Raw genomic sequence first — 23,228 nt, 5'->3', positions numbered from 1 at the left:
ATGCCGCTCTTTGCATCCACCAGGCGGAGTGGCCGGTGAACACGAAAGGTGGATCGATAAAGCGCGGTCCACTCTAATGTGCCCCTCGGCCTGTAGCCCTTCGCCGCGACATTCTGTCGCGAAAGACAAAAGGCACGGCACCCGCCGTGCCTTTTGCGTTGGGCTTTGCGAAAATGCCGGCACTTTTTTGCTGGGAACCTGCCATGACCGCTCTGAAGAACGACCGCTTCCTTCGCGCCCTGCTCAAGCAGCCCGTCGACGTCACCCCCGTCTGGATGATGCGCCAGGCCGGTCGTTACCTGCCCGAGTACCGCGCCACCCGCGCCAAGGCCGGTGACTTCATGAGCCTGTGCATGAACCCGCAACTGGCCTGCGAAGTGACCCTGCAGCCCCTGGACCGCTACCCGCAACTGGACGCGGCCATCCTCTTCTCCGACATCCTCACCATCCCCGACGCCATGGGTCAGGGCCTGTACTTCGAGACCGGCGAAGGCCCGCGCTTCCGCAAGGTGATCAACACCCGCGCCGACATCGACGCCCTGCCCATCCCCGACCCCGAGGAAGACCTCGGCTACGTCATGGATGCCGTGCGCACCATCCGTCGCGAACTCGATGGCCGCGTCCCGCTGATCGGCTTTTCCGGCAGCCCCTGGACGCTCGCCACCTACATGGTCGAAGGCGGCTCCAGCCGCGACTTCCGCAAATCCAAGGCCATGCTCTACAACGACCCGCAGGCCATGCACGCCCTGCTGGACAAGCTGGCCCGCTCGGTCACCACCTACCTCAACGGCCAGATCCTCGCCGGCGCCCAGGCCGTGCAGATCTTCGACTCCTGGGGCGGCGCCCTCTCCGCAGCGGCCTACCAGGAGTTCTCCCTGGCCTACATGAAGCAGATCGTCGACGGCCTGATCCGTGAGCACGAAGGCCGCCGCATCCCCGTCATCCTCTTCACCAAGGGCGGCGGCCTGTGGCTGGAGTCCATGGCCGACACCGGCGCCGAAGCCCTCGGCCTGGACTGGACCTGCGACATCGGCAGCGCCCGCGCCCGGGTCGGCGGCAAGGTCGCCCTGCAGGGCAACATGGACCCGTCCGTGCTCTACGCCAGCCCCACCGCCATCCGCAGCGAAGTCAGCCGCATCCTCGCCGCCTACGGCCAGGGCACCGGCCACGTCTTCAACCTCGGCCACGGCATCACCCCCGAAGTGGACCCGGCCCACGCCGGCGCCTTCTTCGAAGCCGTCCACGAGCTGTCGGCCCAGTACCACGGCTGATCGCCACCCCAATGAAAAAGGCCGCATCAGCGGCCTTTTTCATGAGTGGTAGCGGCTTACTTCACCGTCGCCAGCTCGCCCCGCAGCGCCACACTGGCAATCAGCATCCCGGCACGGCACTGGTACTTCTGCGCGTCCTTGTAGACGTCGCGCTTGTAGACGCTGGCGATGTCGATCACCGCATTGGCGCCGGCCTTCTTCGCCGCGTTCTGCAGGGACACCAACGCCGATTGCAACGCCCATACGCAGGCTTCTTCATCGGACTTGTTGGACCCGTTGGTCTTGCGGCTGCTGGTCACGGTGCGGATCTTGCGGATCTCGCCCGGCACCATCTGACCCGCCAGGTAGAACTTCACGCTGCCGTCCAGCAGGCCCGCCTGAGTGGCGCGGGTGATGCCCTCCTGGAAGTCCAGGTACGTCGCCCCTTCCACACCCTGATTGACCGCGCCCAGCTCGTTCACCGACTCGATGATCGGATCAACGTTCAGCTCCTTCAGGATGTTGTCACGCAGCTTGTTCACCCAACGGTTGTAGTTGCCGTGGATCTTGCCGTCCTTGTAGTCCAGGCCCCAGCTGCTGCGGTACAGAATCTGGAAGGACGTCGGCGTATAGGGGATGTCGACTTCCGCATGGTGCTTGCCACGGATGGTGATTGCCGCCTGGACCATGCCGGGCTTGGCCGATTGCACGCTCCACTGGCGATCGCGCAGCGCCGTGATGATCGCCCGCTGCATCTGACTGTCGCTGAGCGCCAGTTCAGAGGAGAAGTGTTCCTCCGCGTTGTAGATCGGCTTGCTGGTGCACGCGCCCAGCAGCAGAACCATGGCCAGCAGCGACAGGATTCGATAGGTCCGTGTCATTCCCTTTAACTCCTTTTCGGGTGTGGGTAGAGGTCAGCGCCAGCGACGGAAGATCAACGAAGTGTTGACCCCGCCGAAAGCGAAGTTGTTGTTCATCACGTACTCGTTGCTCATCTGGCGCGGGCCGTCGCGCAGGTAGTCCAGCTCGCCGCAGGCCGGGTCCACCGCGTCCAGGTTGAGGGTGTGGATGTACTGGTCGCGGTTCATCATCTCGATGCTGAACCAGGACTCCAGCGCCCCGCAGGCACCCAGCGTGTGGCCGAGGAAGCTCTTCTGCGAGCTGATGGGCATCCGCGCGCCGAACAGGCTGCTGGTGGCCAGGGTCTCCGCCACGTCGCCCTGCTCGGTGGCGGTGCCGTGGCCGTTCACGTAGCCGATCGCCGAGGGCGGCAGGCCCGCGTCCTGCAGGGCCAGCTCCATCGCCCCGCGCATGGTCGCCTGCTCCGGCTTGGTGGTGTGCTGGCCATCGGCATTGCAGCCGAAGCCGACGATCTCGGCGTGGATCCGCGCGCCACGGGCCAGCGCATGCTCCAGCTCCTCCAGCACCAGGATGCCGGCCCCCTCGCCGATCACCAGACCGTCGCGGCCGCTGTCGTAGGGGCGCGGCGAGGTGTGCGGCGCATCGTTCTTCAGGCTGGTGGCGTAGAGCGCATCGAACACCATCGCCTCGGTGGGGCAGAGCTCCTCCGCACCGCCGGCCAGCATCATCGGCAGGCGGCCGAACTTGATCGCCTCATAGGCGTAGCCGATGCCCTGGCTGCCGCTGGTGCAGGCGCTGGAGGTGGGAATCAGCCGGCCCTTGAGGCCGAAGAAGATGCTGATATTGGCCGCCGCCGTGTGCGGCATCATGCGCACGTAGGAGTTGGCGTTGAGGCCGTCGGCCACCGAGTTCAGCAGCATGTTGCCGAAGGCCTTGATCTCCTCGGTGCTGCCGGTGGACGAGCCGCAGGCCACGCCCATGCGACCGTCACGGATGCGCTCGTCGCCTGTCAGCCCGGCGTCCGCCAGGGCCCGCTCGGCGGCATAGACCGACAGCTTCGAGACCCGCCCCATGCTGCGCATCTGCTTGCGGGTCCAGTGCGAGGGCGTGGTGAAGCCGTCGATGGGCCCGGCCAGGCGGGTGTTCAGCTCGGCGAAGCGATCCCACTCGTCCATCCGGCGGATGCCGCTGCGGTTGGCCGTGAAATGGCTCCAGATACTGTCCCAGTCGTCGCCCAGGGAGGTGATGCCGGCCATGCCGGTGACTACTACACGTTTCATCAGCACAGCCCACCGTTCACAGCGAGGACCTGCCGGGTGATGTAGCCGGCCTCCTCGGACATCAGGAAATTCACCGCACCGGCCACTTCTTCCGGCGTGCCCATGCGCTGGGCCGGGATCATCTTGAGGATCTCCTCCACCGGCACCTGCTCATCGAGGATCTCGGTATCGATCAGCCCCGGCGCCACGCAGTTGACCGTGATGCGGCGCTTGGCCAGCTCGATGGCCAGCGCCTTGGCGGCGCCGATCACCCCGGCCTTGGAGGCGCTGTAGTTGACCTGCCCGCGGTTGCCCACCAGCCCCGACACCGAGGTGATGCAGACGATGCGCCCCGGCTTGCGGCGGCGGATCATCGGCATGCTCAGCGGGTGCAGCACGTTGTAGAAGCCGTCCAGGTTGGTGCGCAGCACACTGTCCCAGTCCTCGTCGGTCAGCGCCGGGAAGGCGCCGTCGCGGGTCAGGCCGGCGTTGCACACCACCCCGTAGTAGGCGCCGTGGGCCTCCACGTCGGCCTCCAGTTGCTCGCGGCAGGCGGCGCGGTCGGAAACGTCGAACTGCAGCACCCGGGCGTTGCGGCCCAGGGCTTCGATCTCGGCCTTCACCGCCTCGGCCTCGTCGCGGCGCGAGCGGCAATGCAGCACCAGGTCGTAGCCCGAGCGCGCCAGGCGCAGGGCGATGGCGCGGCCGATGCCGCGGCTGGAGCCGGTGACCAGGATGGTCTCGGTCATGTTTGGGGTTCCTCCAGGTAGCTCGCCACCTGCGGCGGACGGAAGACGTTGAGGCGGGCGAAGGCCTCGATACCCGGCCCGGTCAGGCGGCATTCGAAGACGCCCATGCCGCTGTCGTCCTGCAGGGAGCGGGTGGCGGTGATGTGCAGGTCCACGCCGGCCGGAAAGCGGTCGACGTTGCATTGGTAGTGGCGGGTGCCGAGCAGAAAGCCCAGCTCCACCGGTTGTCCCGCCTGACGGGCCTGGCAGCCGGCGTAGGCGGCGATGCTCTGGGCCATCAGTTCCACGCCGACCCAGGCCGGCAGGCTGCCGTCGTCCTGGGTGAACAACCCCGGGCGCACGGTCAGGCGGGTTTCCACGTCCTCGTCGCCGAAGCGCAGGACCTGGTCGATCAGGATCATGTCCCCGGCATGGGGGACCAGTTCGGCTATCGGCCAATCGCTCATGGCGCGTCTCCGAGAATCAGGCTGATGTTGCTGCCGCCGAAGGCGAAGGAGTTGCTCATCAGGCGGCGCGGGCGCTGGGCGGGCAGGCGCGAGGCCCCGTCCACCAGGCGCAGGGCCGGCAGCTCGGGGTCGGGCTCGCCGTCCCAGCGGTGGGGCGGCAGGCGGTGCTCCGGGTTCCACGGGCTCAGGGCCAGCCAGCAGAAGGCCGCCTCCAGGGCCCCGGCGGCGCCCAGGGTGTGGCCGGTCAGCGGCTTGGTGGACGAAGCCGGCACGCCCTCGGGGAACACCGCCGTGGTGGCCAGGCTCTCCATCGCATCGTTGTGCGGGGTGGCCGTGCCGTGCAGGTTCAGGTAGTCGATCGCCGAGGCCTCCAGCCCGGCATCGGCCAGGGCCTGGCGCATCGCACGCTGGGCCCCCAGGCCGTTGGGCTCGGGGGCGGAGATGTGGTGCGCATCGGAGCCGGCACCCGCGCCCAGCAGGGCGATGCCGCCGGCGTCGCGTTCCATCAGGAACAGCGCCGCCCCCTCGCCGATGTTGATGCCCCGGCGGTTGCGCGAGAGCGGGTTGCACAGGCTGTCGGAGACTGCCTCCAGCGCGGCGAAGCCGTTCAGCGTCAGCCCGCACAGCGAATCCACCCCGCCGCACACCACCGCATCGCACACCCCCAGGTGCAGCAGGCGGCGCGCGCTGAGCAGGGCCCGGGCGCTGGACGTGCAGGCGGTGGAAATGCAGTAGGCCGGCCCGGCGCTGCCCAGCCAGGCCGCGAGGAAGGCCGCCGGCGCCACCAGCTCCTGCTGGGCGTAGCGGTAGTCCGCCGGCAGGGCGCCGGTGCGCAACTGCTCACCGATGCCCAGGCTGGATTCCTGGATGCCCGAGGTGCTGGTGCCCAGCACCACGCCCACCCGTGCCGCGCCATGGCGGGCCACGGCGGCACGCAGTTCCGGCTCGATCTCCAGGGCAGCGGCCAGCAGCAGGCGGTTGTTGCGGCTGTCGCAGGCGGCCAGCTCGGCCGGCAGCGCCGGCAGTTCGGCGTCCACCGCGCCGAGGGTCAGGGTGCGCTCGGGCACCCAGTCGGCGTGGGGGCGCATGCCGGCGGTATCGCCGGCGAAAAGGTTGCGGGCCACGGCAGCCTTGCCCTGGCCCAGGGCACAGACCAGGCCCAGCGCATGGAGGGAAGCGGTCATCGAGGCTCCTCGCCCGTCAGCGGGCTGATGCGGTAATGCGGTCCTTCGCGGCGTTGCAGGTCGAACTGCAGGGGTGTGCGGTAGGCCACCCGCCAGCGGCCATCCAGCTCGCGGCTGCCGTCGGCGCCCACTCCGTGGGGGATGCCGGCGTAGACGCGGGGCAGCGCCTCGGAAGGCACCAGCGCGTAGAGCAGCGCGGCGAACAGCTCGCGGGCTTCGGGGTTGGGCGGCAGCAGGCCGTCGTTGTGCCAGGCGCCGGCCTCCAGGCGCTGGCGCGCCAGGGGCACGCCCAGCGGGTCGAACAGCGACCAGCGCAGCACGCCGCCCTCGTCCTGCACCACCAGCAGCCAGTCGCGCTGCTCGCCCTGGGCCTCGCGTGCCACATGCAGCGACAGCGGCAGCCCCAGCGGCGGCACGCGCGCCGGCACCGGGGTGGTCCCGGCACAGGCGGCCAGCAGCAGGCAGGCCAGCAGGGTCAGCGCGCGCCAGGTCATGCTGCCGGTGCCTCCAGGGGCTTGCGGGCCACCAGGTTCACCAGCGTCTCGTTGCGCTGCCCGGGCGGGGGCGGCGTGCGCAGGCCCCAGCGCTCCAGCAGGCCGAAGTCGCTGGAGCGGCTCCACCACAGGTACGGGTAGGAGACGTTGCGCGGCTCGAACACGAAGCCCTGGCCGCGCACCATCGCCTCGTACTCGGCGGCGCTGCGCTGCACATGCATCGGGTGGCGGAACAGCCAGCGGATCACCCAGGTGTCGATGTAGTAGCGCGTGGACTCGGCGAACAGCAGGTAGCCGCCCGGCTTCAGTACCCGCCAGAACTCCGCCAGGGCGCGCTCCTGCTCCACCAGGTGGTGGAAGGTCTGGTGGCAGAACAGCAGGTCCACGCTGGCGTCCGGCAACTGCAGTTCGGCGCAGTCGCTGGCCAGCAGCTCCACCGCCAGCCCCTGGCGCACGGCTTCGGCGCGGGCGCAGTCGAGGCTGTGCGGGTCGGCGTCCAGGCCGATCATCCGCGCTGGCGCGAAGGCGTCCGCCAGCAGGCGGAAGGACTTGCCCTGGCCGCAGCCGGCGTCCAGCAGCACCGGCGCCTCCGGCAGCGGCGCGTGGAACAGGCCCTTGAGGTCGTTGATCGCCACCCGCAGCACGTGGTGCTCCCAGGTGTGGCTCTGCAGGAACCAGAAGCCGAAGCGGGTTTCCTCGACGTAGGTGGCGGCGGCGCGCTGCATGCTCATGCCCTCACTGCGCCGCGCACAGTTCGCTGATCATCCGCAGCCGGCGCTTGGGCTCGGCGACGAAGGGGTTGCGGGTGTCCCAGGCGTAGCCGGCGAGGATCGAGCAGATCATCCCGCGGATCTCCGGGGAGCCGCCTGCGTAGAAGATCACGTCCTGGAAGCTGCCCTCGTACCAGCCCTCCACATAGGCGCGGAAGGCGTCCACGCCCTTCTTCAGCGGCGTGGCGAAGTCGCGTTCCCAGTCCACCGGCTCGCCGTTCAACTGACGGTCCAGCAGGTTCGCCGCCATGCTCGACGAGCGCATGGCGATGGTCACGCCGGAGGAGAACACCGGGTCGAGGAACTCGGCCGCATTGCCCAGCAAGGCGAAGCCCGGGCCGTGCAGGGTCTTCACGTTGGCCGAGTAGCCGCCCAGGGCGCGGGCCGGGGTGTCCCACACGGCATTGGCCAGCAGCCGGCGCAGGTTCGGCGTCTCGGCGACGAAGGCCTTCAGGCAGGCGTCCAGGTCCTTCGGGCGGTTGGCGTAGTGGCTGCTTTCACCCACCACGCCCAGGGAGCAGCGGCCGTTGCTGAAGGGGATCAGCCAGAACCACACATCGCGGAACTCGGGGTGGATGGTGATGAGGATCTTCTCGCGGTCGAAGGCCGGGTCGTCGATGCGGTCCTCGATGTGGGTGAACACCGCCTGGCGCACCGGAAAGCTGGACGGCGCCTCCAGGTCCAGCAGGCGCGGCAGCACCCGGCCGTAGCCGCTGCCGTCGAGCACGAAGGCGGTTTCCACCTGGTACTGGCTGCCGTCCAGGCGCTGCACCGTCAGGCGCGGGCAGTCGCTGGAGAAGTCGGCGGCAATGATCTCCTCCTCGTAGCGGATCTCCACGCCCTGGCGTGCGGCTTCATCGGCCAGCAACTGGTCGAAGGGCGCCCGCTGCACCTGGAAGGTGCTGCCCTTGCCGGGGGTGAATTTCTCCCGGAAGTCGAAGTCGGTGTAGCGCTCGCCCCAGGCGAAGGCCGCGCCGTGCTTGACCTGGAAGCCGGCAGCCATGACCGCGTCGAGCATCCCCGCTTCCTCGACGAAGTCCAGGCAGTGGGACAGCAGGCTCTCGCCGATGGAGAAGCGCGGGAAGCGCTGGCGTTCGAGGATCAGCACGTCGTGGCCCTTGCGCCTGAGCAGGGCGGCAGCGATGGCCCCGGAGGGGCCGGCGCCGATCACCACCACCTGGCGCTGCTGGACTTCACTGGGCTTCATGGGGACTCCTTTCCGAAACGGTAGAGGGAACGGCCCGGGCGCGTTGGGTCAGGGCCGGCAACAGGGTGGCGATCAGTCCCATCAGCATCAGCGCGAAGTACAGCGGCGCGCTGATGATCTGCTGCTGGAACAGGAGGTTGAGGAAGACGATCTCGGTCAGCCCGCGGGTATTGAGCAGCACGCTCTGGCGCCATTTCGCCGGGCTCGCGGCCAGGCGGCCCTCGGCCCAGGACAGCCCCAGCCAGTTGCCCGCCAGCTTGCTCAGCACCGGCAGCACCAGCAGCGCACTGAACTGCACCCCGGAATAGCCCTGCCAGGCCGTGTGCCAGTCGATCTGCAGCAGGCCGTAGGCGAGGATCAGCGGCACCGCCAGCCACACCTGCAGGGCGTGGAACACCGCCGCCGGCAGCGGCAGGCGGAAGGGCACGCGCAGCGCCGCCATCACCAGCAGGTAGGCGATGCCGAACACCAGGGCATTGAGCGATAGCTGTTGCAGGGTCAGCAGCAGGGCGAAGAAGGCCAGGCTGTAGACCAGCGGCGCGCGCACCCGCACCCGGTGCAGTGCCAGGGGCAGCAGCGCGGCCAGCAGCGGCCAGAGCAGGGTGGCGGGCGCGGCGCTGCCCTGGGCCAGGCCGAACAGGCACCAGCACATCAGGTCCATCAGGATCGCCGCCTGCAGCAGGCGGCGGATGGTCGGCTCCGGGTAGCCCAGGTGGCGCAGGTAGAGGAACAGCACCGGGATCGCGGTGAGGGCGAACAGCAGCCCCACCGCCACGTTCGACAGCAGGCTCGCCGCCGGCAACAGCCAGGTGGCGCAGGCCAGGCCGCAGAAGAACGGCACGAAGAAGCTCGGCAGCGCGATCTTCACGCTGGCCGTCTCCAGGCGCAGGTCGACCACGTCGCTGAGGATGTGCCCCAGCAGCAGGGTGAAGGCCACCCCGTACAGCGGCTCGAGCCAGGGCGCGGCGAGCACCTGGGCGTTGTCCAGGCCCACCGGCGCGGCCAGCCAGCGCATCACCAGGGGCAGGCCGAAGCTGGCCAGCAGCAACTGGCTGACGATGGGAATCAGCCCCAGCAGGCGACCCACCCGGGTGAACAGGGCGAACAGCCCCAGCAGGCCGATCCAGAACAGCACCAGGGTCATGCCGGCAGCTCCTGGCCGTGGGGCACGTCCGCCTGCGCCCAGGGCGCCAGCAGGAAGCAGAAGAACAGCCCGAGGCTGATGGTCAGACCGAAGTTGGCGATGGCCGGGGTCTGGCTCAACAGCAGCAGGCCGAACGACAGCCAACTGGTGAGGCCCGACAGCAGCGTGCCCAGCAGGCTCACCGCCGCGCCGCCCACCGCCTCGCGCATGAGGATCGCGTAGTCCACGCCTATGGCTGTCACCAGCAGCAGCCCGAACAGGCTGAACAGCGTCAGCGGCTGGCCCAGCCAGCCGAGGCAGGCCAGCGCCGCCAGCGCCGCCAGCAGCGGCAGCGCCACCACCCGCAGCGCGCCGCCGAGGCCGAAGGGCAGGCACAGCAACAGCAGGATCACCGCACAGGAGGCCAGCTTCAGCTCGGCCGCGCTGACCTGGGTGGCGGCGAACAGCCGGTTCAGCTCACCGATGCGGTCCACCGCCTGCACGCCTTCCAGCCCGGTAGCGGCCTGCTCCAGCAGCGCCGGGGAGGCCGCGCCTTGCAGGCTGACGATGCCGGCCACCCGGCCCTGGGCATCACGGCCCAGCCAGAGCGGCCGCCAGGCCTCGCCCAGGGGGCCGGCCAGGGCCGCCTCCAGGGGCAGCGGCGGGGTGTTCAGCAGGCGCGCGCGTTCGGCCTCCAGGGCGTCCAGCGGCAGGCCCAGGTCCAGCAGCGGCTGCCAGTGGGCCGGCAGGGCCTCCAGGGCCTGGTGCAGCGCCGCCAGGCGGCTGGGCGGTGCCGCCAACTGGCTGAGGGCGCGGTAGCCCTGCAACTGGCCGTCGGCCACCGCCCGGTCCAGGCGCTCGCTGAGGGCAGCCTGGCGCTCCAGCAACTGGGCCTCGTCGGCGGCGCGCACCAGGAAGAACTGGCTGGTGGGCTGCAGGCCGGTGAGGCGGGCGATCTCGCGGGCTTCGTCCAGCAGCCGCGGCTCGGCGCCGAGCCATTGGCGCAAGTCGTTCTGCGGGCGCACCTGCCACACCCCGGCGGCGCAGAAGGCCAGCAGGGCCAGCAGCCAGGGCAGGCTGCCGGTGCGCGCCAGCAGCGCCGTGCGGCGGGCCAGCAGGCCCTCGGCCAGGCGCAGCGGCGCCGTCGGCGGGGCCAGGCGCAGGCCGCCGAGCAGGGTCGGCAGCAGGCACACCGAGCAGAGGTAGGCGGCCACCAGCCCGGCGGCGGAGAACACCGCGATCTGGGTCAGCGCCGGGAAGGGGGTGAAGGCCAGGGCCAGGTAGCCCACCAGGTTGGTGCCCAGGCTCAGGCTGAGGCCGGGCAGGGTGGCGCGCACCGCATCCCAGGCGCGCCAGCGCGGGTCGCTCCAGCCCTTGCTGAGGTAGTGCAGCGGGTAGTCGGCGGCAACCCCGGTGAGGCTGGCACCGAGCACCAGGGTCAGCGCGTTGATCTCGCCGAACACCAGCACGCAGGCAGTGCAGCCCGCGCCCAGGGCCAGGGCCACCGGCAGCAGGCTGAGCAGGGTGCGCGGGCGGCGGAACACCACCAGCATCAGCAGCAGGGTGCCGAGGCTGGCGCCGCCGCCGATCAGCGCGATCTCGCGGCTGGCCTTGGCCTGCCCGGCGGCCGCGTGCAGCAGCCCGCTGGCGGCCAGCAACCGGTCACCCTCGGCTTCCGCCTGCTGGCGGGCCTGGGCCACCTGCCCGGCCAGCCAGGGCGGGGTCTGCATGTCGAAGGCGCCGTCACGGGTGCGCAGCCGCAGCAGCGCCCAGGTGGTGTCGCCGTCCTTCACCAGCAGCGCGCCGCTGGCCAGGTCGGCCCGCACCCGCCCGGCGGGCACCAGGGCCTGCTGGCCGAGGCCGGCCAGGCCCAGCCAGTCGTCCTCGGTGGCCACCAGGCCGGTGCTGGCGAAGGGGTCGAAGAGGCGTTCGGCGCGGGCGGCGACGAAGGCCTCCGGTTGCTGTTGCAGGCGCGTGCGGTCCGCCGCGCCGAGCAGCGCCAGGCGGCTGTCCAGCAGTTGCCGGCGCACGGCCGGCAGGTCGGCCTCCAGGCGCCACTGGGCGCGCTCGATGTGCGGGTCGTTCTGCCAGCCCTGGCCCAGGCGCCGGGCCAGGTCGATGGCGCGCGCCGCGTCGGGGTGGCCCACCAGCAGCAGGACTTCGCGGTTGAGCGGTTCCTGCATGCGCTGCTCGGCCTGGCGCACCAGCGCATCCCCGGCGCCCTGGGGCAGCAGCGCGAGCATGTCGGCGGCCACCGGCGGGCCGTTGCGCCACTGCCAGGCGGCCAGCGCCAGCAGGCCCGCCAGGGCCAGCAGGAACAGGCGCGGCAGCAGGCGCTCAGCGCGCAAGGTCGGCGGCCTCGTCGGCGGTCAGGGTGTCGGCGGCCTGGCTGGCCGGCAGGCGCAGCAGGGTGCGGTCGCCCTGGGTTTCCACCAGCTCGATGCGCTCCACCAGGGCGCCCCCCTGGATGCGGATGGCGCTGAAGATCTGTTGCAGCAGCAGGGCGCGCGGCGCCAGGTGCAGGGTCCAGTGCTGGCTGTCGCCTTCCAGCGTCAGCGCGAAGTCACGCTCCAGGCCGCTGCGGTCGCCCTTGAGCACGGCGAGGAACAGCCGGCTCTGCTGGGCGGCGACGTCCTGGCCGGGCTGGGCCTGCCACTGGCCGTCCACGCGCCGGGCGATGCCCTGGTCGCTGATGCGGTAGTCCTGGCGCAGGGGCTTTTCCAGGCGCCAGAGCAGGCCGCCTTCGCGGGCCAGGGTGAACCGGCCGGTGCTGGTCAGCGGTTGCGGCAGGGCGCGCAGGTGCTTCTCCTGCACGAAGGGCCCGCGCACCACCGCCGGGGCGGCGAGGCGCTGGGCCAACTGGTCGAGGTCGAAGGCCTGGGCAAGGCCGCTGGCCAGCAGCGCCGGCACCAGCAGCAGGGCCCGCAGCCAGGGCGCGCGGATCATGGCAGGGCGCGCTCCACGGCATCGGTGAACACCTTGGGCGAGGCCAGTTGCATCTCGCGGCTGGCGATCTCCACCGCCACCTGCACGCTGCTGGCGCGGGTCAGGCGTTCGCCGGTCTCGGCGTCGGTGATCAGGTAGTTGATCTTCAGGCGGTTCTCCCACTCCACCAGGTCCGCCCGCACGCGGATGCGCTGGCCGAAGCGCGCGCCGCGCACGTAGCGCAGTTGCAGGTCGATGATCGGCCAGGCGTAGCCGGCCTCGCGCATGTGCCCGTAGTTGTGGCCGATGCGGTCCAGCAGGGCGCAGCGGGCCACCTCCAGGTACTTCACGTAGTGGCCGTGCCAGACCACTTCCATCATGTCCACGTCGAAGAACGGCACGAGGATCTCCACCTCGGCCTGGATCACCCCGGCGCTACGCATAGAGCCTCCAGTGGCGGGCGCGGATGCGCTCCAGGCACAGGCGCAGTTCGCCTTCCAGGGCGCGGTCCTCGATCACCGGCGGGAAGTCTCCGGCCAGTTGGCGGTGCATGGCGGTCAGCGGCTCGGGCAGTGCGCGCGGGTTCTCGCGCTGGCGCAGCCACACGCCCTGGTTGGCGGCCAGCAGGGTGGCGGCGGCCACCTGCTCGGTCAGCTCCAGGCTGCGCAGGGCGTCGCGGGCGGCGATGGTGCCCATGCTCACCTTGTCCTGGTTGTGGCATTCGGTGGAGCGCGAGAAGACGCTGGCCGGCAGCGTGTTCTTCAGCGCCTCGGCGGTCCAGGCGCTGGCGCCGATCTGCACGGCCTTGAAGCCGTGGTTGATCATCGCGGTGGCTTGCGGCGCGCCGGAGAGGTTGCTCGGCAGGCCGTGGTTGTAGCGCACGTCCACCAGCAGGGCGAGCTGGCGGTCGAGCAGGTCGGCGACGTTGCCCACCAGGTTCTTCAGGCTGTCCATGGCGAAGGCGATGTGGCCGCCGTAGAAATGGCCACCGTGCAGCACGCGCTCGGCTTCGGCGTCGATCAGCGGGTTGTCGTTGGCGCTGTTCAGCTCGGTTTCGATGAACTGCCGCAGCAGGCCCAGGCTGTCGGCCAGCACGCCCAGCACATGGGGCGCGCAGCGCAGCGAGTAGCGGTCCTGCAGGCGGTGCAGCGGCGCGGTCGGCGCGTCGATGGCCAGGTCCTGGCGCAGCCAGGCGGCCACCTGCATCTGCCCCGGGTGCGGCTTGGCGGCGAACAGGCGCTCGTCGAAATGTTCGGGGTTGCCCTCCAGCGCCACCACGTTGAGCGCGGTGATGCGCGTGGCCAGTTGCAGCAGGTAGTCGGCACGGGCGTAGGCCAGGCAGGCCAGGGCGGTCATCACGGCGGTGCCGTTCATCAGCGCCAGGGCTTCCTTGGGGCGCAGCACCAGGGGCTCCCAGCCCAGCTCGGCGTGCACCTCGGCGGCGCTGCGGCGCTGGCCCTGGTAGACCACCTCGCGCTGGCCGGAGAGGGTGGCGGCCACGTAGGAGAGCGGGGTGAGGTCGCCGCTGGCGCCCACCGAGCCCTCTTCCGGGATCACCGGCAGCACATCGTGTTCGAGAAACGCCTGCAGGCGCTCCAGCAGCTCCACGCGCACGCCGGAAACCCCGTGGCACAGCGACTGCAGGCGCGCCGCCAGCACCGCGCGGGTGGCGGCCTCGTCCAGCACCTTGCCCAGGCCGCAGCCGTGGAAGGTGAACAGGTGGCGCGGCAGGGCTTCCACCTGCTCCAGCGGCACGGCCACCACGCAGGAGTCGCCGTAGCCGGTGGTGACGCCGTAGATCACGCCTTCCTTGTCCAGCAGGGTGTCGAGGAAGCGCGCGCCCTTGGCGATGCGCTCGCGCCAGGCGGCGTCGCCCTGCAGCAGGGCGGGGGCGCGGCGCTGGGACAGGGCCACGACGTGCTCGATGGACAGCGGCTGTTCGCCGAACACCACCGGTTCAGGCTGTTGTGTCGTCATGTTCGTTCCAGAACGGATAGAAGTTGAACCATTGCAGCGGTGCCAGCAGGCACAGCTCGCCCAGGCGTTGGGCATAGCGGGCCACCCAGGCCTCGATCACCGCGTCACGCTCGCCCCGGCGCCACTGCACCTGCTCGGCGAAGGGTTCGAGGTGGACCTGGTAGCGCCCGCCGATCTTCAGGCAGGTCATCAGGTTGAGCGGGCACTTGAGCAGCCCGGCCAGCAGCCAGGGCCCCTGGGGGAAGGCGGCGGGGCGACCGAGGAAGTCGACCCGGACGTTGCGCCCGCCGTGCAGCGGCACGCGGTCGCCGGCAATCGCCAGCCACTCGCCGCGCTCCAGGCGTTCGCTCAGTTGCAGCATCACCGCCGGGTCCAGCTCGCTGACCTGGATCAGCCGCAAGTGGCTGGCCCCGGCTTCGCCCAGCAGGCGGTTGAACTGTTCGGCATGGCGGGTGTGCACCAGCACGTTCATGGTCACCTGCTCGCTCAGCTCGGCCAGTGCGCGGCACACCTCCAGGTTGCCCAGGTGGGCGCCTACCAGCATCTGCCCGCGCGTGCTGCGCATGTGCAGGTGCAGGCCGCTGGGGTCGTGCAGGTCCACCTGGTCCAGGCCGATGCGCCCGCCCCAGATGTCCAGCTTGTCCAGCAGGGCGTCGGCGAAGGCCATGAACTGGGCGAACACCGAGCCGAGGCTGGGCGCCAGCTCCGGGCGGCCGCTCCAGTCGGCCAGGCGCTGCTGGTAGTAGCGCGCTGCGCGGCGGGCCTTGCCGCCGAAGAGGAAGAAGTACAGGACGATCAGGTGCAGCAGCGGGCTGAGCACCCGCCGCCCGAGGCGCCGCGCGATCAGCGCGGTGAACTTCATCAGCAGGAAGCTGCCGCGCTCGCGCTGGTCGGCCCAGTGCTCGCGGCTCATCCCCGGCACCTGCGCCAGAGGATCAGCGGGGCGCGCAGCAACATGCCGAAGAACAGCTTGGCGTGCATCTTCGAGATCAGTGCGTTGTCGTGGAACAGGCGGAAGTGCGAGAGCCCGTCCAGCGGGTAGTGCACCTTGGTCGGCAGCCAGTGCATGGGCTGGTTGCGCCAGGCCAGGCGCACGAGGACCTCCGGGTCGAAGTCCATGCGCTTGCCGAGGCGGGTGGTTTCGGTGAGCGCCAGGGTCGGGGCCAGGGGGTAGATGCGGAAGCCGCACATGCCGTCGCGGATCGACAGCGAGAGGCTGTTGATCCACACCCACACATGGGTCAGGTAGCGGGCGTAGAGGCGGCTCTTGGGCACGCTTTCGTCGTACTGCGGGTAGCCGCAGATCAGCTCGCCCGGGCGGGCCTGGGCGGCGGCGAGGAAGCGCTGCACGTCGGCGAGGTCGTGCTGGCCGTCGGCGTCCACCTGCAGGGCGTGGGAGAAGCCCAGTCGGCCGGCTTCGCGCAGGCCGGCCATGACGGCGCCGCCCTTGCCCTGGTTGACGGCCAGGCGCACCAGGTGGACGTCGGGCTGGGTGGCCAACTGGTCCATCACCTGGGCGCAGGCGGGGCTGGAGGCGTCGTCCACCAGGACGCAGGGCAGGCCGTGCTGGCGCAGGGCGTCGACCACCAGGGGCAGGGCGTGCTCGTGGTTGTAGACGGGGATCACGGCGCAGGGTTTGAACGGGTTCATATCGGCATCGGGCAGTGCGGGTGGGTTTCGTGGCCCGGTTCATGGCCGAGTGTGCGTCGAGACTCTGTTTCGCCTTGCCGGGCGAGTCCCTTTTGGCAGTCGCCCCAAAAGGAACCAAAAGGGCTTGCCCCTGCATCCGGCCCCGGCTGCGCCGGGGTGCCCTCGCTCCCATCGTTGCGCCGGGAGCCCGGCACGACAGGCCATCCCTGGCCAGATCGCGCCTCTCGCGGCATCCATGCCGCTCGACTCCCTCTGCAACGATTCCGCTCGGCCTCCTGAAGGGGCGTTGTCCCCGCCCCACCTGCCGAGCTGGAGAGGGCCATGTACTGCGCAGGAACCTCGTGCAGCACGTGTCCTTGAGCGCTGTGGAAATCGGCGCGCGTGCCACTCAGGACGTTGAAGGCCTTACGCATGGTCGGCCACCAGCAGGATGCGCCCGGAGGAGCAGGCGGCTTCGCCGTTGCGGAAGGCGAAGTAGAGCTTGCCCTTGTCGGTGTCGAAGCGCAGGGACAGGTGCAGGCGGTCGCCGGGGCGGACCAGTTGCTGGAACTTGAGGACTTCCATGCCGGCGAAGCGCGGGGGCAGGGTCATCACCTGGCGGGCGAGGTGCTGGGCCCAGTCGAGCTGCACCACGCCGGGTAGCACGGGGGTGGTGGTGAAGTGGCCGGAGAAGTGGGCGAGGTCCAGGGGGACTTCCAGCTCCAGGCGCCATTCGCCGTCCTGTTCGCGGGCGCTGAGGGGTTCGACGCGGGTCGGGCGCGGGGCCTTGAGCTGGGCGTCTACCTGCACCTGGGGCAGTTTGCCCTGGCTGCTCCACGGCAGTTGTTGCACCAGGCGCCAGCGGCGCGGCAGGGCGATGGCTTCGCAGTGGCCGGCCAGGTGCTTGCGCAGGGTTTCGGTCAGGGCGCGGCGGCCGCCGTTGCGCAGGGCGTGCAGGCCCTGGGGCGAGAGGGCGACCAGGGCGCCGAGGAAGGCGCGGTTTTCCTGCACCACGCCCAGGCGTGCTTCGGCGACGAAGGGGTGTTCGCCGAGGGCCTGTTCCAGCATGGGCAGGGAGATGCGTTTCTCTTCCAGCTTGACGATGCGGTCGAGGCGGCCGAGCAGTTCGAAGCGGCCGTCGGCGTCGATGCGCACGGCGTCGGCGGTCTGCTCGCGGTGCCCCTCGGGCAGGTAGGGCGAGGTGAGGTGCAGGGCGCCGTCGGCGTCCTGGCCGACCACCACGCCGGCGAAGGGCGTCCAGCGGCTGCCGCCCTGGTGCCAGGCGATGCCGCCGGTTTCGGAGCTGCCGTAGATTTCCGTCGGCCACTGGCCGAGGCGCTGCTGCAGGGCCTCGGCGGCGTCGGCGGGCAGGGCGCCGCCGGAGGAGAACACCCGGCGCACGGCGGCCAGGGCCGGCCAGTCGAGGTTGTCGCCCATGCGCTTGAGCAGGGCGGGGCTGGCCACCCAGGCGAAGCCGGCGGGCGTGGCGGCGAGGCTGGCGCGCTGGAGGTCTTCGGCGAAGGGCTGGGCGCGGCGCACGAAGGGGCGGCCGGCGGACAGCGGCCAGAGCACGCGGAACAGCAGGCCGTAGATGTGCTGGGCGGAGACGCTGGCGACCAGGGTGGCGCCGGCCAGGTCGGCGCCCCAGAGCGCTTCCAGGGCCTCTACTTCGTTGCCCAGTTGGCGCAGGGTCTTGCCGATCAGCTTGGGTTCGCCGCTGGAGCCGGAGGTGCACAGGGTCAGCCGGCAGTGCTCGGGGTCGAGGGCGGCGGCGGGCAGGGCCGGGCCGTCGAGGCCGTCGAGGCTGTCGAGCCAGAGGTCGCAGCCGCCGGCCAGGCGCCGACGGGTCTCGGGCTGGGCGTCGGCCGGCAGCAGCACGTCGACGCCGGCACGCCAGGCGCCGAACAGGGCGATGGCCAGGTCGGCGCCGTCTTCCAGGTACAGGGCCACGCGCTGGGTGCCGCGTGCCTGCAGGGCGCCGGCCAGGGCCAGGGCGCGCTGGGCGAAGCCGGCGTGGTCAAGGGCGGGGTCGAGTGCCACCGGGCGCCCGGGGCGGGCGTCGAGCAGCAGCTCCTGTGGGACGATCCAGGTCACGCGAATCTCCGTACACGCTGGCGCACCAGCCATTCCCCGGCGAACAGCAGCCCCATCAGCAGGTAGGCGATGAGGCCGGTATAGAGCGTCCACCAGGCCAGCGGCGCCCACAGGGTGAGGGCGGCCGCCACCAGGCCGTTGAGCAGGAAGAACAGGGTCCACACCGCCGTCACGCGGCGGGTGTAGCGCACGGCCACCTCGGGCAGCTCGGGCTCGCGCAGGCGCGCCAGGCGCTCCACCACGGGCATGCCGTGCAGCAGGCTGGCGCCGAACAGGCCGAGCAGCACGGCGCTCATCAGCACCGGGTACCAGCGCAGCAGGTCGGTCTGGTTGGCCAGCCCCAGCAGCAGGCAGAAGCCCAGGGCGGTGAAGGCCGTCAGGCGGCTGCCGGGGCGCTGTGCGCTGCCCAGGCTGCGGGCCAGCCAGAGGCCACCGAGCAGCAGGGCGAACAGGCGCGGCGAGAGGTGCTCCATGCCGTAGTACACGGCGAAGGGGTAGCCCAGCCCGGCCAGCACCAGCAGCAGCCCGACGAGCCGGCTCATGCGGCGGGGTTCACCAGGCGGTGCACGGCCTCGACCACGTCGCCCACGGTGCGCACGGCCTTGAATTCCTCGGCGGCGATCTTGCGCCCGGTCTGGCGCTTGATGTGGTCGATCAGGTCGACGGCGTCGATGCTGTCGATCTCCAGGTCTTCGTAGAGGTTGGCCTCCAGGCTGACGCGCTCGGGCTCCAGCTCGAAAAGCTCGACCAGGGCGTCGCGCAGGGTGGCGAAAATCTCATCACGGTTTTGCATCGCGGCCCCCTCAGGCGGCTTTCTGTGCCGACACGAAGGCCGCGAGGCTGGCCACGTTGGCAAAGTGTTTGCGGGTGTCCTTGGCTTCGGCGTCGATCTTGATGCCGAAGCGCTTCTGGATGGCCAGGCCCAGTTCCAGGGCGTCCACCGAGTCCAGGCCGAGGCCCTCGCCGAACAGGGTCTGTTCGTCGCCGATGTCTTGCGGGCCGATGTCTTCGAGGCCGAGGGCCTCGATGATCAGGTTCTTGATCTCAAGCTGCAGAGCGCTCATCCAGGCCGAGCTCCTTCATGAAATGGTGGTGGAGATGGTCGTTGAGGCGGCGCGAGGCGATCGGCGCCGGCCCCTGGTCGGCGAAGGCCTTGGGATCGATGTCCTGGCCGACGCGCAGATGGAAGTGGAAACGCCGCGACGGGATGCTGTACCAGGGCTCGGCCTTGGTCAGGGTGGTGGGCGTCACGCTGATGGTCACCGGGGTGACGAGGCGCGCGCCGCGCAGGGCGATGGCGGCGGCGCCCCGGTGGAACTGCGGAGCCTGCCCCGGTGTGGTGCGGGTGCCTTCGGGGAAGACGATCAGGGTCTGGCCTTCCTCCAGCACGCGGGCGGCTTCGTCGAGCATGTCCATGCTGCCGCTGTTGCTGATGTACTGGGCGGCGCGGATCGGGCCGCGCATGCAGGGGTTGTCCCAGAGGCTCTGCTTGACCACGCAGTTGGCGTCGCGGATCAGGCCGATGAGCACCACCACGTCGATCAGCGAGGGGTGGTTGGCGATGACCATCTGCCCGGGACGGCCCAGGCGTTCGGCGCCTTCCACTTCGTAGGTGAGCACGCCGCTGCGGTGCATGAACTGCACGAACAGCCAGAACAGCCGGCTGGTGGTGGCGCGGGCGCGGCGGCGCTGGTCGGTGGCGTCGCCCGGCAGCAGCGAGAGCAGGGGGAACACGAGCACGCGCAGCAGCACCCCGCCGATGCCGAACAGGGTGAAGGACAGGGCGGTGGCGATCAGGCGCCACCAGTAGGGCGCGTCGGGACGTTCGACGCTGGCCGGGGTGAGGAAGCGCTCCGGTGCGTTCATCGGGCACCTGCCGTGCGGGCGGTGGAGAGCGGGGCGCAGGGGCTCAGGGTCGGGTGCGTTGCCAGGTCCATGTACGGTTCTTCCAGTGATGCTGAATACCTGGCAGGTCCAGGTGCAGGGCCCGCAGCAGGCCCAGGGCATGGGGCCAGGCGGCGGGGGTGGCCTCCGCCGGGGCGGGGGCCAGGGTCAGCGACCAGTCGTTGCCGGGCACCAGGCGCAGGGCCAGGGCGTAGGCGAACGGCACGTCGTCGACCAGGGGGCGGTAGAGGTCCGGCGGGCTCTCTTCGGTGATCACCAGCAGCACCGCCGGTGCGCCGTCGGCCAGCAGGCCGGCCGCTTCCAGCAGGGCGTGTTCCAGGCCGTCGCCTTCGGCGGCCACGGCGGTCATCTCGCTGGTGTCGCCGCGCAGGATCGACCATTGGCCGATGACCGCGTTGTGCACCGAGAGGCTGAACTGGGTGGGCGAGAGCGGCTCGCCGCGCGCCAGGTCCTGCAGCAGCGCCAGGGTGCGGGGTGTTTCCCCGTGTCGCGAGGCGAACACCATGGGCACCTGCTCGCCGTCGCTCACCAGGGGCCAGGCGACGCTCATGGCCATGCGCGCCAGGCGCGACAGGCGGCGGCGCTGCATGGCCGGGAGGAAGGCGACGTCGGGCTGGGCATCGGCAAGGTCGGGCTGGAAGGGCTGTGCACACCAGGTGCGCCAGGCGTCCACGGTTTCCAGGCCTGGGGCCCAGGCACGCCATTGTTCGATGCTGAAGTGAGTCACGCTGAAAGAGCTCTTTTCGGCCCCTGTCGGGCGTCCGTATCGACTGGCAATCGCTGACGGCAGAAGCCCGGTCGATGACGCCATAGCAAAGCGCCACATTATTTCAGTCCTACAGACCTATCTGCAAATTGCTGACACAAAATTCGGATGTAAGGCACAACTTCCGATAGGTGGGCAAAAGTCCTGCGCATCCCTCGCCCTTGTCATGGGCTTTGCATAGAATCCGGGGTCTATTCCAAGGAACAGGGGGTGTGAAATGCGGCGAGTGGTGTTCAACCAGAAAGGCGGCGTGGGCAAGTCCAGCATCGCCTGCAACCTGGCGGCGGTGAGTGCGGCGGAGGGCTATCGCACCCTGCTGGTCGACCTGGACGCCCAGGCCAACTCCACCCACTACCTGACCGGCCTCACCGGGGATGACATTCCCATGGGGATCGCCGATTTCTTCAAGCAGATCCTGTCGTCCGGGCCGTTCAGCAAGAAGGGCAAGGTCGATATCTACGAGACGCCCTTCGACAACCTCCATGTGGTCACCGCCACTGCCGAGCTGGCGGACCTGCAGCCCAAGCTGGAGGCCAAACACAAGATCAACAAGCTGCGCAAACTGCTGGACGAGCTGGCCGAGGACTACGACCGCATCTACCTGGATACGCCGCCGGCGCTGAATTTCTATACGGTTTCGGCGTTGATCGCGGCGGATCGCGTGCTGATTCCCTTCGATTGCGACAGCTTCTCGCGCAATGCCCTCTACGGCCTGCTGGCCGAGATCGAGGAGCTGAAGGAAGACCACAACGAGGGCCTGGAAGTGGAGGGCATCGTGGTCAACCAGTTCCAGCCCCGTGCCACGCTGCCTCAGCAGTTGCTGGACGAACTGGTCGCCGAGGGCCTGCCGGTGCTGCCGGTGAACCTGATGAGTTCGGTGAAGATGCGCGAGTCCCACCAGGCGTGTACGCCGCTGATCCACCTGGACCGCAGCCACAAGCTGACCCAGCAGTTCGTCGAGCTGCACGACCTGCTGGACGCCTGACCTCCCACCGGGGCGCGTTGCACGCCCCGTCTTTCCCTTACTTGACGATCAGCACGTCGCACGGCGGGCGCTGCAGCAGGTGCAGTGCCTGGCTGCCGAGCAGCGCCTGGGCGACCATGCTGCGGCTGTGGCTGCCGAGGGCGACGAACTGCGGCTTGGCGGCGGCGATGCGCTCGTCCAGGGCGCGGGGCAGTGCGCCCTGGGTCACCTGCAGGTCGATGCTGGGGGTGTCCTTGACGTGGCCCAGCTCATCGGCCAGCAGGCGCTCCAGCAGGCCGTGCTGGGTGCCGACGTAGTCCCCGGCGGTGCCGGCCTTGGCCAGCAGGCGCCCGGTCAGCTCCATCACGTTCACCGCCGTCAGGCGGCCTTCCGCGCCGAGCAGCGAGCAGGCGGCGCGCAGCGCGTCGCAGGCGCACAGGGAGAAGTCCAGGGCCACCACGCCGCTGCGGTAGGGCTCGGGCTTCTCGCCCACCACCAGCAGCACGGGAATGGCCACGTGGCGGGTGACGCGCTCCAGGGTGGTGCCGATGAACAGTTCCGGTGCGTTGTGGTGGTGGTTGCCGATCACCAGCAGGTCGGCGCCGCTTTCCTCCACCTCTTCGAGAATCTGCAGGGCCGGCCGGCCCTTGCGCAGCAGCACCTGGGCGTCGAGGGCGCCGAGTTGCTCCAGGCGTTGCTGGAACAGCTTCTGGGCACTGTCGCGCAGGCTCTCCTGCAGGGTGCTGGGCAGGTGGTCTTCAAGGACGTGCAGCAGCGTCAGGCGCGCGCCGTAGCCATGGGCCAGGGCGACGGCGCGCTGCAGGGCGAGGTCGGATTCGCGGCTCAGGTCGTGGGTGATGAGGATGTGCTTGAACATGGTGGCGGGAACCTCCTGTAAGGGCCTGTCGAAAACTACCTGCGTTGATGGCCTCGCCTGCGTTTTCGGGGGCGAGGCTGGCGCTGCCGGAGTCAAGCAGGGCGCCCACCGGGGCGCTCAGGCGAAGAGGCGCCACTGTGAGGCATGGCGCCGCGCGGCAATTTGATCCACGGCAAGGGCACCGCGCGGTCAGTGGGCGCGCAGTTGGTAGAGCCCCCGGCTCTTGGCCACCACTTCGCCGCTGGCGTCCACCAGGTCCAGCTCCAGCAGGTACTCGGCCTTGCCGGTCTCGCTGGCCTCGGCCTGGATGCGGGCGATCTCTTCGGCGCCGAGCCGTGCCTCCACGGTGATGTCGCCGGTGGCGGGGCGGCGGAAGCGCAGGTTCATCTCCTTGACGATGGGGTAGAAGCACCGGGTGTCGAAGCTGGTGAGGAACAGCGCGCCGCCGGGCACCTCGGCCAGGGTGAAGAGGGCGCCGGCATAGAGAGTGCCGATGTGGTTCTGGTTGCCGGCCAGCGGGGCCATCAGCTTCACGTAGCCCGGCTCCAGGGTCAGGGCCTTGAGGCCCATGCGGCTGACGAAGGCGATCTTGTCTTCGGTGAAGTGGCGGGCCATCTCTTCGTTGAATTGCATGGCGAACTCCGGCTGGACGAATGCCTGGAGCCTAGACGCTCAGGCCCACCGGGCAATGACCGGCGCGGCCAGCGGGGGTGACCGAAACGCTCGGGGGTATGGGCTTCAACCGGGG

General features: G+C 70.1%; 25 protein-coding genes. 2 read left to right on the top strand and 23 right to left on the bottom strand.

The window, feature by feature from the left end:
• The first annotated feature begins 203 nt into the window (after positions 1-203).
• Positions 204-1,271: a uroporphyrinogen decarboxylase gene (gene hemE / locus A7D27_RS23015; protein WP_069566205.1), complete on the top strand. Its 1,068-nt coding sequence runs from the start codon at positions 204-206 to the stop codon at positions 1,269-1,271.
• 56 nt (positions 1,272-1,327) lie between these two features.
• Here the strand turns inward: hemE and A7D27_RS29240 are convergent, their stop codons facing one another.
• The 21 genes from A7D27_RS29240 to A7D27_RS22910 form a co-directional block, all read right to left on the bottom strand.
• Positions 1,328-2,131 (bottom strand): hypothetical protein, encoded by an 804-nt coding sequence (locus A7D27_RS29240; RefSeq protein ID WP_083265747.1) that lies wholly within the window; start codon positions 2,129-2,131, stop codon positions 1,328-1,330.
• Between the two features lie 33 nt (positions 2,132-2,164).
• Positions 2,165-3,391 carry a beta-ketoacyl-ACP synthase gene (locus A7D27_RS23005; RefSeq protein WP_069566204.1) on the bottom strand — a complete coding sequence of 409 codons (1,227 nt, stop codon included), beginning with the start codon at positions 3,389-3,391 and terminating at the stop codon, positions 2,165-2,167.
• Entirely contained in the window at positions 3,391-4,119 is a 729-nt protein-coding gene (fabG, locus tag A7D27_RS23000; protein WP_069566203.1) for a 3-oxoacyl-ACP reductase FabG, read from the bottom strand. Before fabG ends, A7D27_RS23005 begins: the two co-directional genes overlap by 1 nt.
• Positions 4,116-4,565 (bottom strand): hotdog family protein, encoded by a 450-nt coding sequence (locus A7D27_RS22995; protein ID WP_069566202.1) that lies wholly within the window; start codon positions 4,563-4,565, stop codon positions 4,116-4,118. The genes fabG and A7D27_RS22995 overlap by 4 nt, the downstream gene beginning before the upstream one ends.
• Complete coding sequence (locus A7D27_RS22990; RefSeq protein ID WP_069566201.1) at positions 4,562-5,749, bottom strand: beta-ketoacyl-[acyl-carrier-protein] synthase family protein; 1,188 nt, start codon at positions 5,747-5,749, stop codon at positions 4,562-4,564. The genes A7D27_RS22995 and A7D27_RS22990 overlap by 4 nt, the downstream gene beginning before the upstream one ends.
• On the bottom strand, positions 5,746-6,243 hold the full coding sequence (locus tag A7D27_RS22985) for a hypothetical protein (RefSeq protein ID WP_069566200.1): 498 nt from the start codon (positions 6,241-6,243) through the stop codon (positions 5,746-5,748). The genes A7D27_RS22990 and A7D27_RS22985 overlap by 4 nt, the downstream gene beginning before the upstream one ends.
• A complete protein-coding gene (locus tag A7D27_RS22980) occupies positions 6,240-6,968 on the bottom strand; it encodes a class I SAM-dependent methyltransferase (protein WP_139134164.1) in 729 nt (242 codons plus the stop codon). The genes A7D27_RS22985 and A7D27_RS22980 overlap by 4 nt, the downstream gene beginning before the upstream one ends.
• A gap of 10 nt (positions 6,969-6,978) precedes the next feature.
• Complete coding sequence (locus tag A7D27_RS22975) at positions 6,979-8,220, bottom strand: NAD(P)/FAD-dependent oxidoreductase (protein ID WP_069566198.1); 1,242 nt, start codon at positions 8,218-8,220, stop codon at positions 6,979-6,981.
• Positions 8,207-9,364, bottom strand: a complete 1,158-nt coding sequence (locus A7D27_RS22970) for a sodium:proton antiporter (RefSeq protein WP_069566197.1) — start codon at positions 9,362-9,364, stop codon at positions 8,207-8,209. The genes A7D27_RS22975 and A7D27_RS22970 overlap by 14 nt, the downstream gene beginning before the upstream one ends.
• Positions 9,361-11,691: an MMPL family transporter gene (locus A7D27_RS22965; RefSeq protein WP_069566196.1), complete on the bottom strand. Its 2,331-nt coding sequence runs from the start codon at positions 11,689-11,691 to the stop codon at positions 9,361-9,363. The genes A7D27_RS22970 and A7D27_RS22965 overlap by 4 nt, the downstream gene beginning before the upstream one ends.
• Entirely contained in the window at positions 11,681-12,289 is a 609-nt protein-coding gene (locus A7D27_RS22960; RefSeq protein WP_069566195.1) for an outer membrane lipoprotein carrier protein LolA, read from the bottom strand. Before A7D27_RS22960 ends, A7D27_RS22965 begins: the two co-directional genes overlap by 11 nt.
• Positions 12,286-12,711, bottom strand: coding sequence for a thioesterase family protein (locus A7D27_RS22955; protein ID WP_069563469.1), 426 nt, complete (start codon positions 12,709-12,711; stop codon positions 12,286-12,288). The genes A7D27_RS22960 and A7D27_RS22955 overlap by 4 nt, the downstream gene beginning before the upstream one ends.
• Entirely contained in the window at positions 12,704-14,245 is a 1,542-nt protein-coding gene (hutH, locus tag A7D27_RS22950) for a histidine ammonia-lyase (RefSeq protein WP_069566194.1), read from the bottom strand. The genes A7D27_RS22955 and hutH overlap by 8 nt, the downstream gene beginning before the upstream one ends.
• Positions 14,226-15,158: a glycosyl transferase gene (locus A7D27_RS22945; RefSeq protein WP_069563467.1), complete on the bottom strand. Its 933-nt coding sequence runs from the start codon at positions 15,156-15,158 to the stop codon at positions 14,226-14,228. The genes hutH and A7D27_RS22945 overlap by 20 nt, the downstream gene beginning before the upstream one ends.
• Positions 15,155-15,895 (bottom strand): glycosyltransferase family 2 protein, encoded by a 741-nt coding sequence (locus A7D27_RS22940; protein ID WP_069566193.1) that lies wholly within the window; start codon positions 15,893-15,895, stop codon positions 15,155-15,157. The genes A7D27_RS22945 and A7D27_RS22940 overlap by 4 nt, the downstream gene beginning before the upstream one ends.
• Positions 15,896-16,300: 405 nt before the next feature.
• Complete coding sequence (locus A7D27_RS22935) at positions 16,301-17,968, bottom strand: AMP-binding protein (protein ID WP_069566192.1); 1,668 nt, start codon at positions 17,966-17,968, stop codon at positions 16,301-16,303.
• Complete coding sequence (locus A7D27_RS22930) at positions 17,965-18,510, bottom strand: hypothetical protein (RefSeq protein WP_069563464.1); 546 nt, start codon at positions 18,508-18,510, stop codon at positions 17,965-17,967. Before A7D27_RS22930 ends, A7D27_RS22935 begins: the two co-directional genes overlap by 4 nt.
• Positions 18,507-18,761, bottom strand: coding sequence for an acyl carrier protein (locus A7D27_RS22925; RefSeq protein WP_069563463.1), 255 nt, complete (start codon positions 18,759-18,761; stop codon positions 18,507-18,509). Before A7D27_RS22925 ends, A7D27_RS22930 begins: the two co-directional genes overlap by 4 nt.
• A gap of 10 nt (positions 18,762-18,771) precedes the next feature.
• Positions 18,772-19,032 (bottom strand): phosphopantetheine-binding protein, encoded by a 261-nt coding sequence (locus A7D27_RS22920; RefSeq protein WP_044406810.1) that lies wholly within the window; start codon positions 19,030-19,032, stop codon positions 18,772-18,774.
• Complete coding sequence (locus tag A7D27_RS22915) at positions 19,013-19,834, bottom strand: 1-acyl-sn-glycerol-3-phosphate acyltransferase (RefSeq protein WP_170832321.1); 822 nt, start codon at positions 19,832-19,834, stop codon at positions 19,013-19,015. Before A7D27_RS22915 ends, A7D27_RS22920 begins: the two co-directional genes overlap by 20 nt.
• A gap of 43 nt (positions 19,835-19,877) precedes the next feature.
• Entirely contained in the window at positions 19,878-20,600 is a 723-nt protein-coding gene (locus A7D27_RS22910) for a beta-ketoacyl synthase chain length factor (RefSeq protein ID WP_069566191.1), read from the bottom strand.
• Positions 20,601-20,856: 256 nt separating this feature from the next.
• Between A7D27_RS22910 and A7D27_RS22905 the strand changes: the two genes are divergently transcribed.
• Positions 20,857-21,624, top strand: coding sequence for a ParA family protein (locus A7D27_RS22905; protein WP_069563461.1), 768 nt, complete (start codon positions 20,857-20,859; stop codon positions 21,622-21,624).
• Positions 21,625-21,661: 37 nt separating this feature from the next.
• On the opposite strand, the gene A7D27_RS22900 is transcribed toward A7D27_RS22905, so the two are convergent.
• Both A7D27_RS22900 and A7D27_RS22895 read right to left on the bottom strand, forming a co-directional pair.
• Complete coding sequence (locus A7D27_RS22900; RefSeq protein WP_069563460.1) at positions 21,662-22,480, bottom strand: universal stress protein; 819 nt, start codon at positions 22,478-22,480, stop codon at positions 21,662-21,664.
• A gap of 189 nt (positions 22,481-22,669) precedes the next feature.
• Entirely contained in the window at positions 22,670-23,113 is a 444-nt protein-coding gene (locus tag A7D27_RS22895; protein WP_069566190.1) for a YiiD C-terminal domain-containing protein, read from the bottom strand.
• Positions 23,114-23,228: the final 115 nt, after the last annotated feature.

The organism is Pseudomonas sp. 1D4, assembly GCF_001728925.1.
In the GTDB taxonomy this organism is placed as follows: Bacteria; Pseudomonadota; Gammaproteobacteria; order Pseudomonadales; family Pseudomonadaceae; genus Metapseudomonas; species Metapseudomonas otitidis.
Note: the sequence above shows the minus strand (reverse complement) of the source record. Positions and strands in the feature narration are given on the sequence as shown.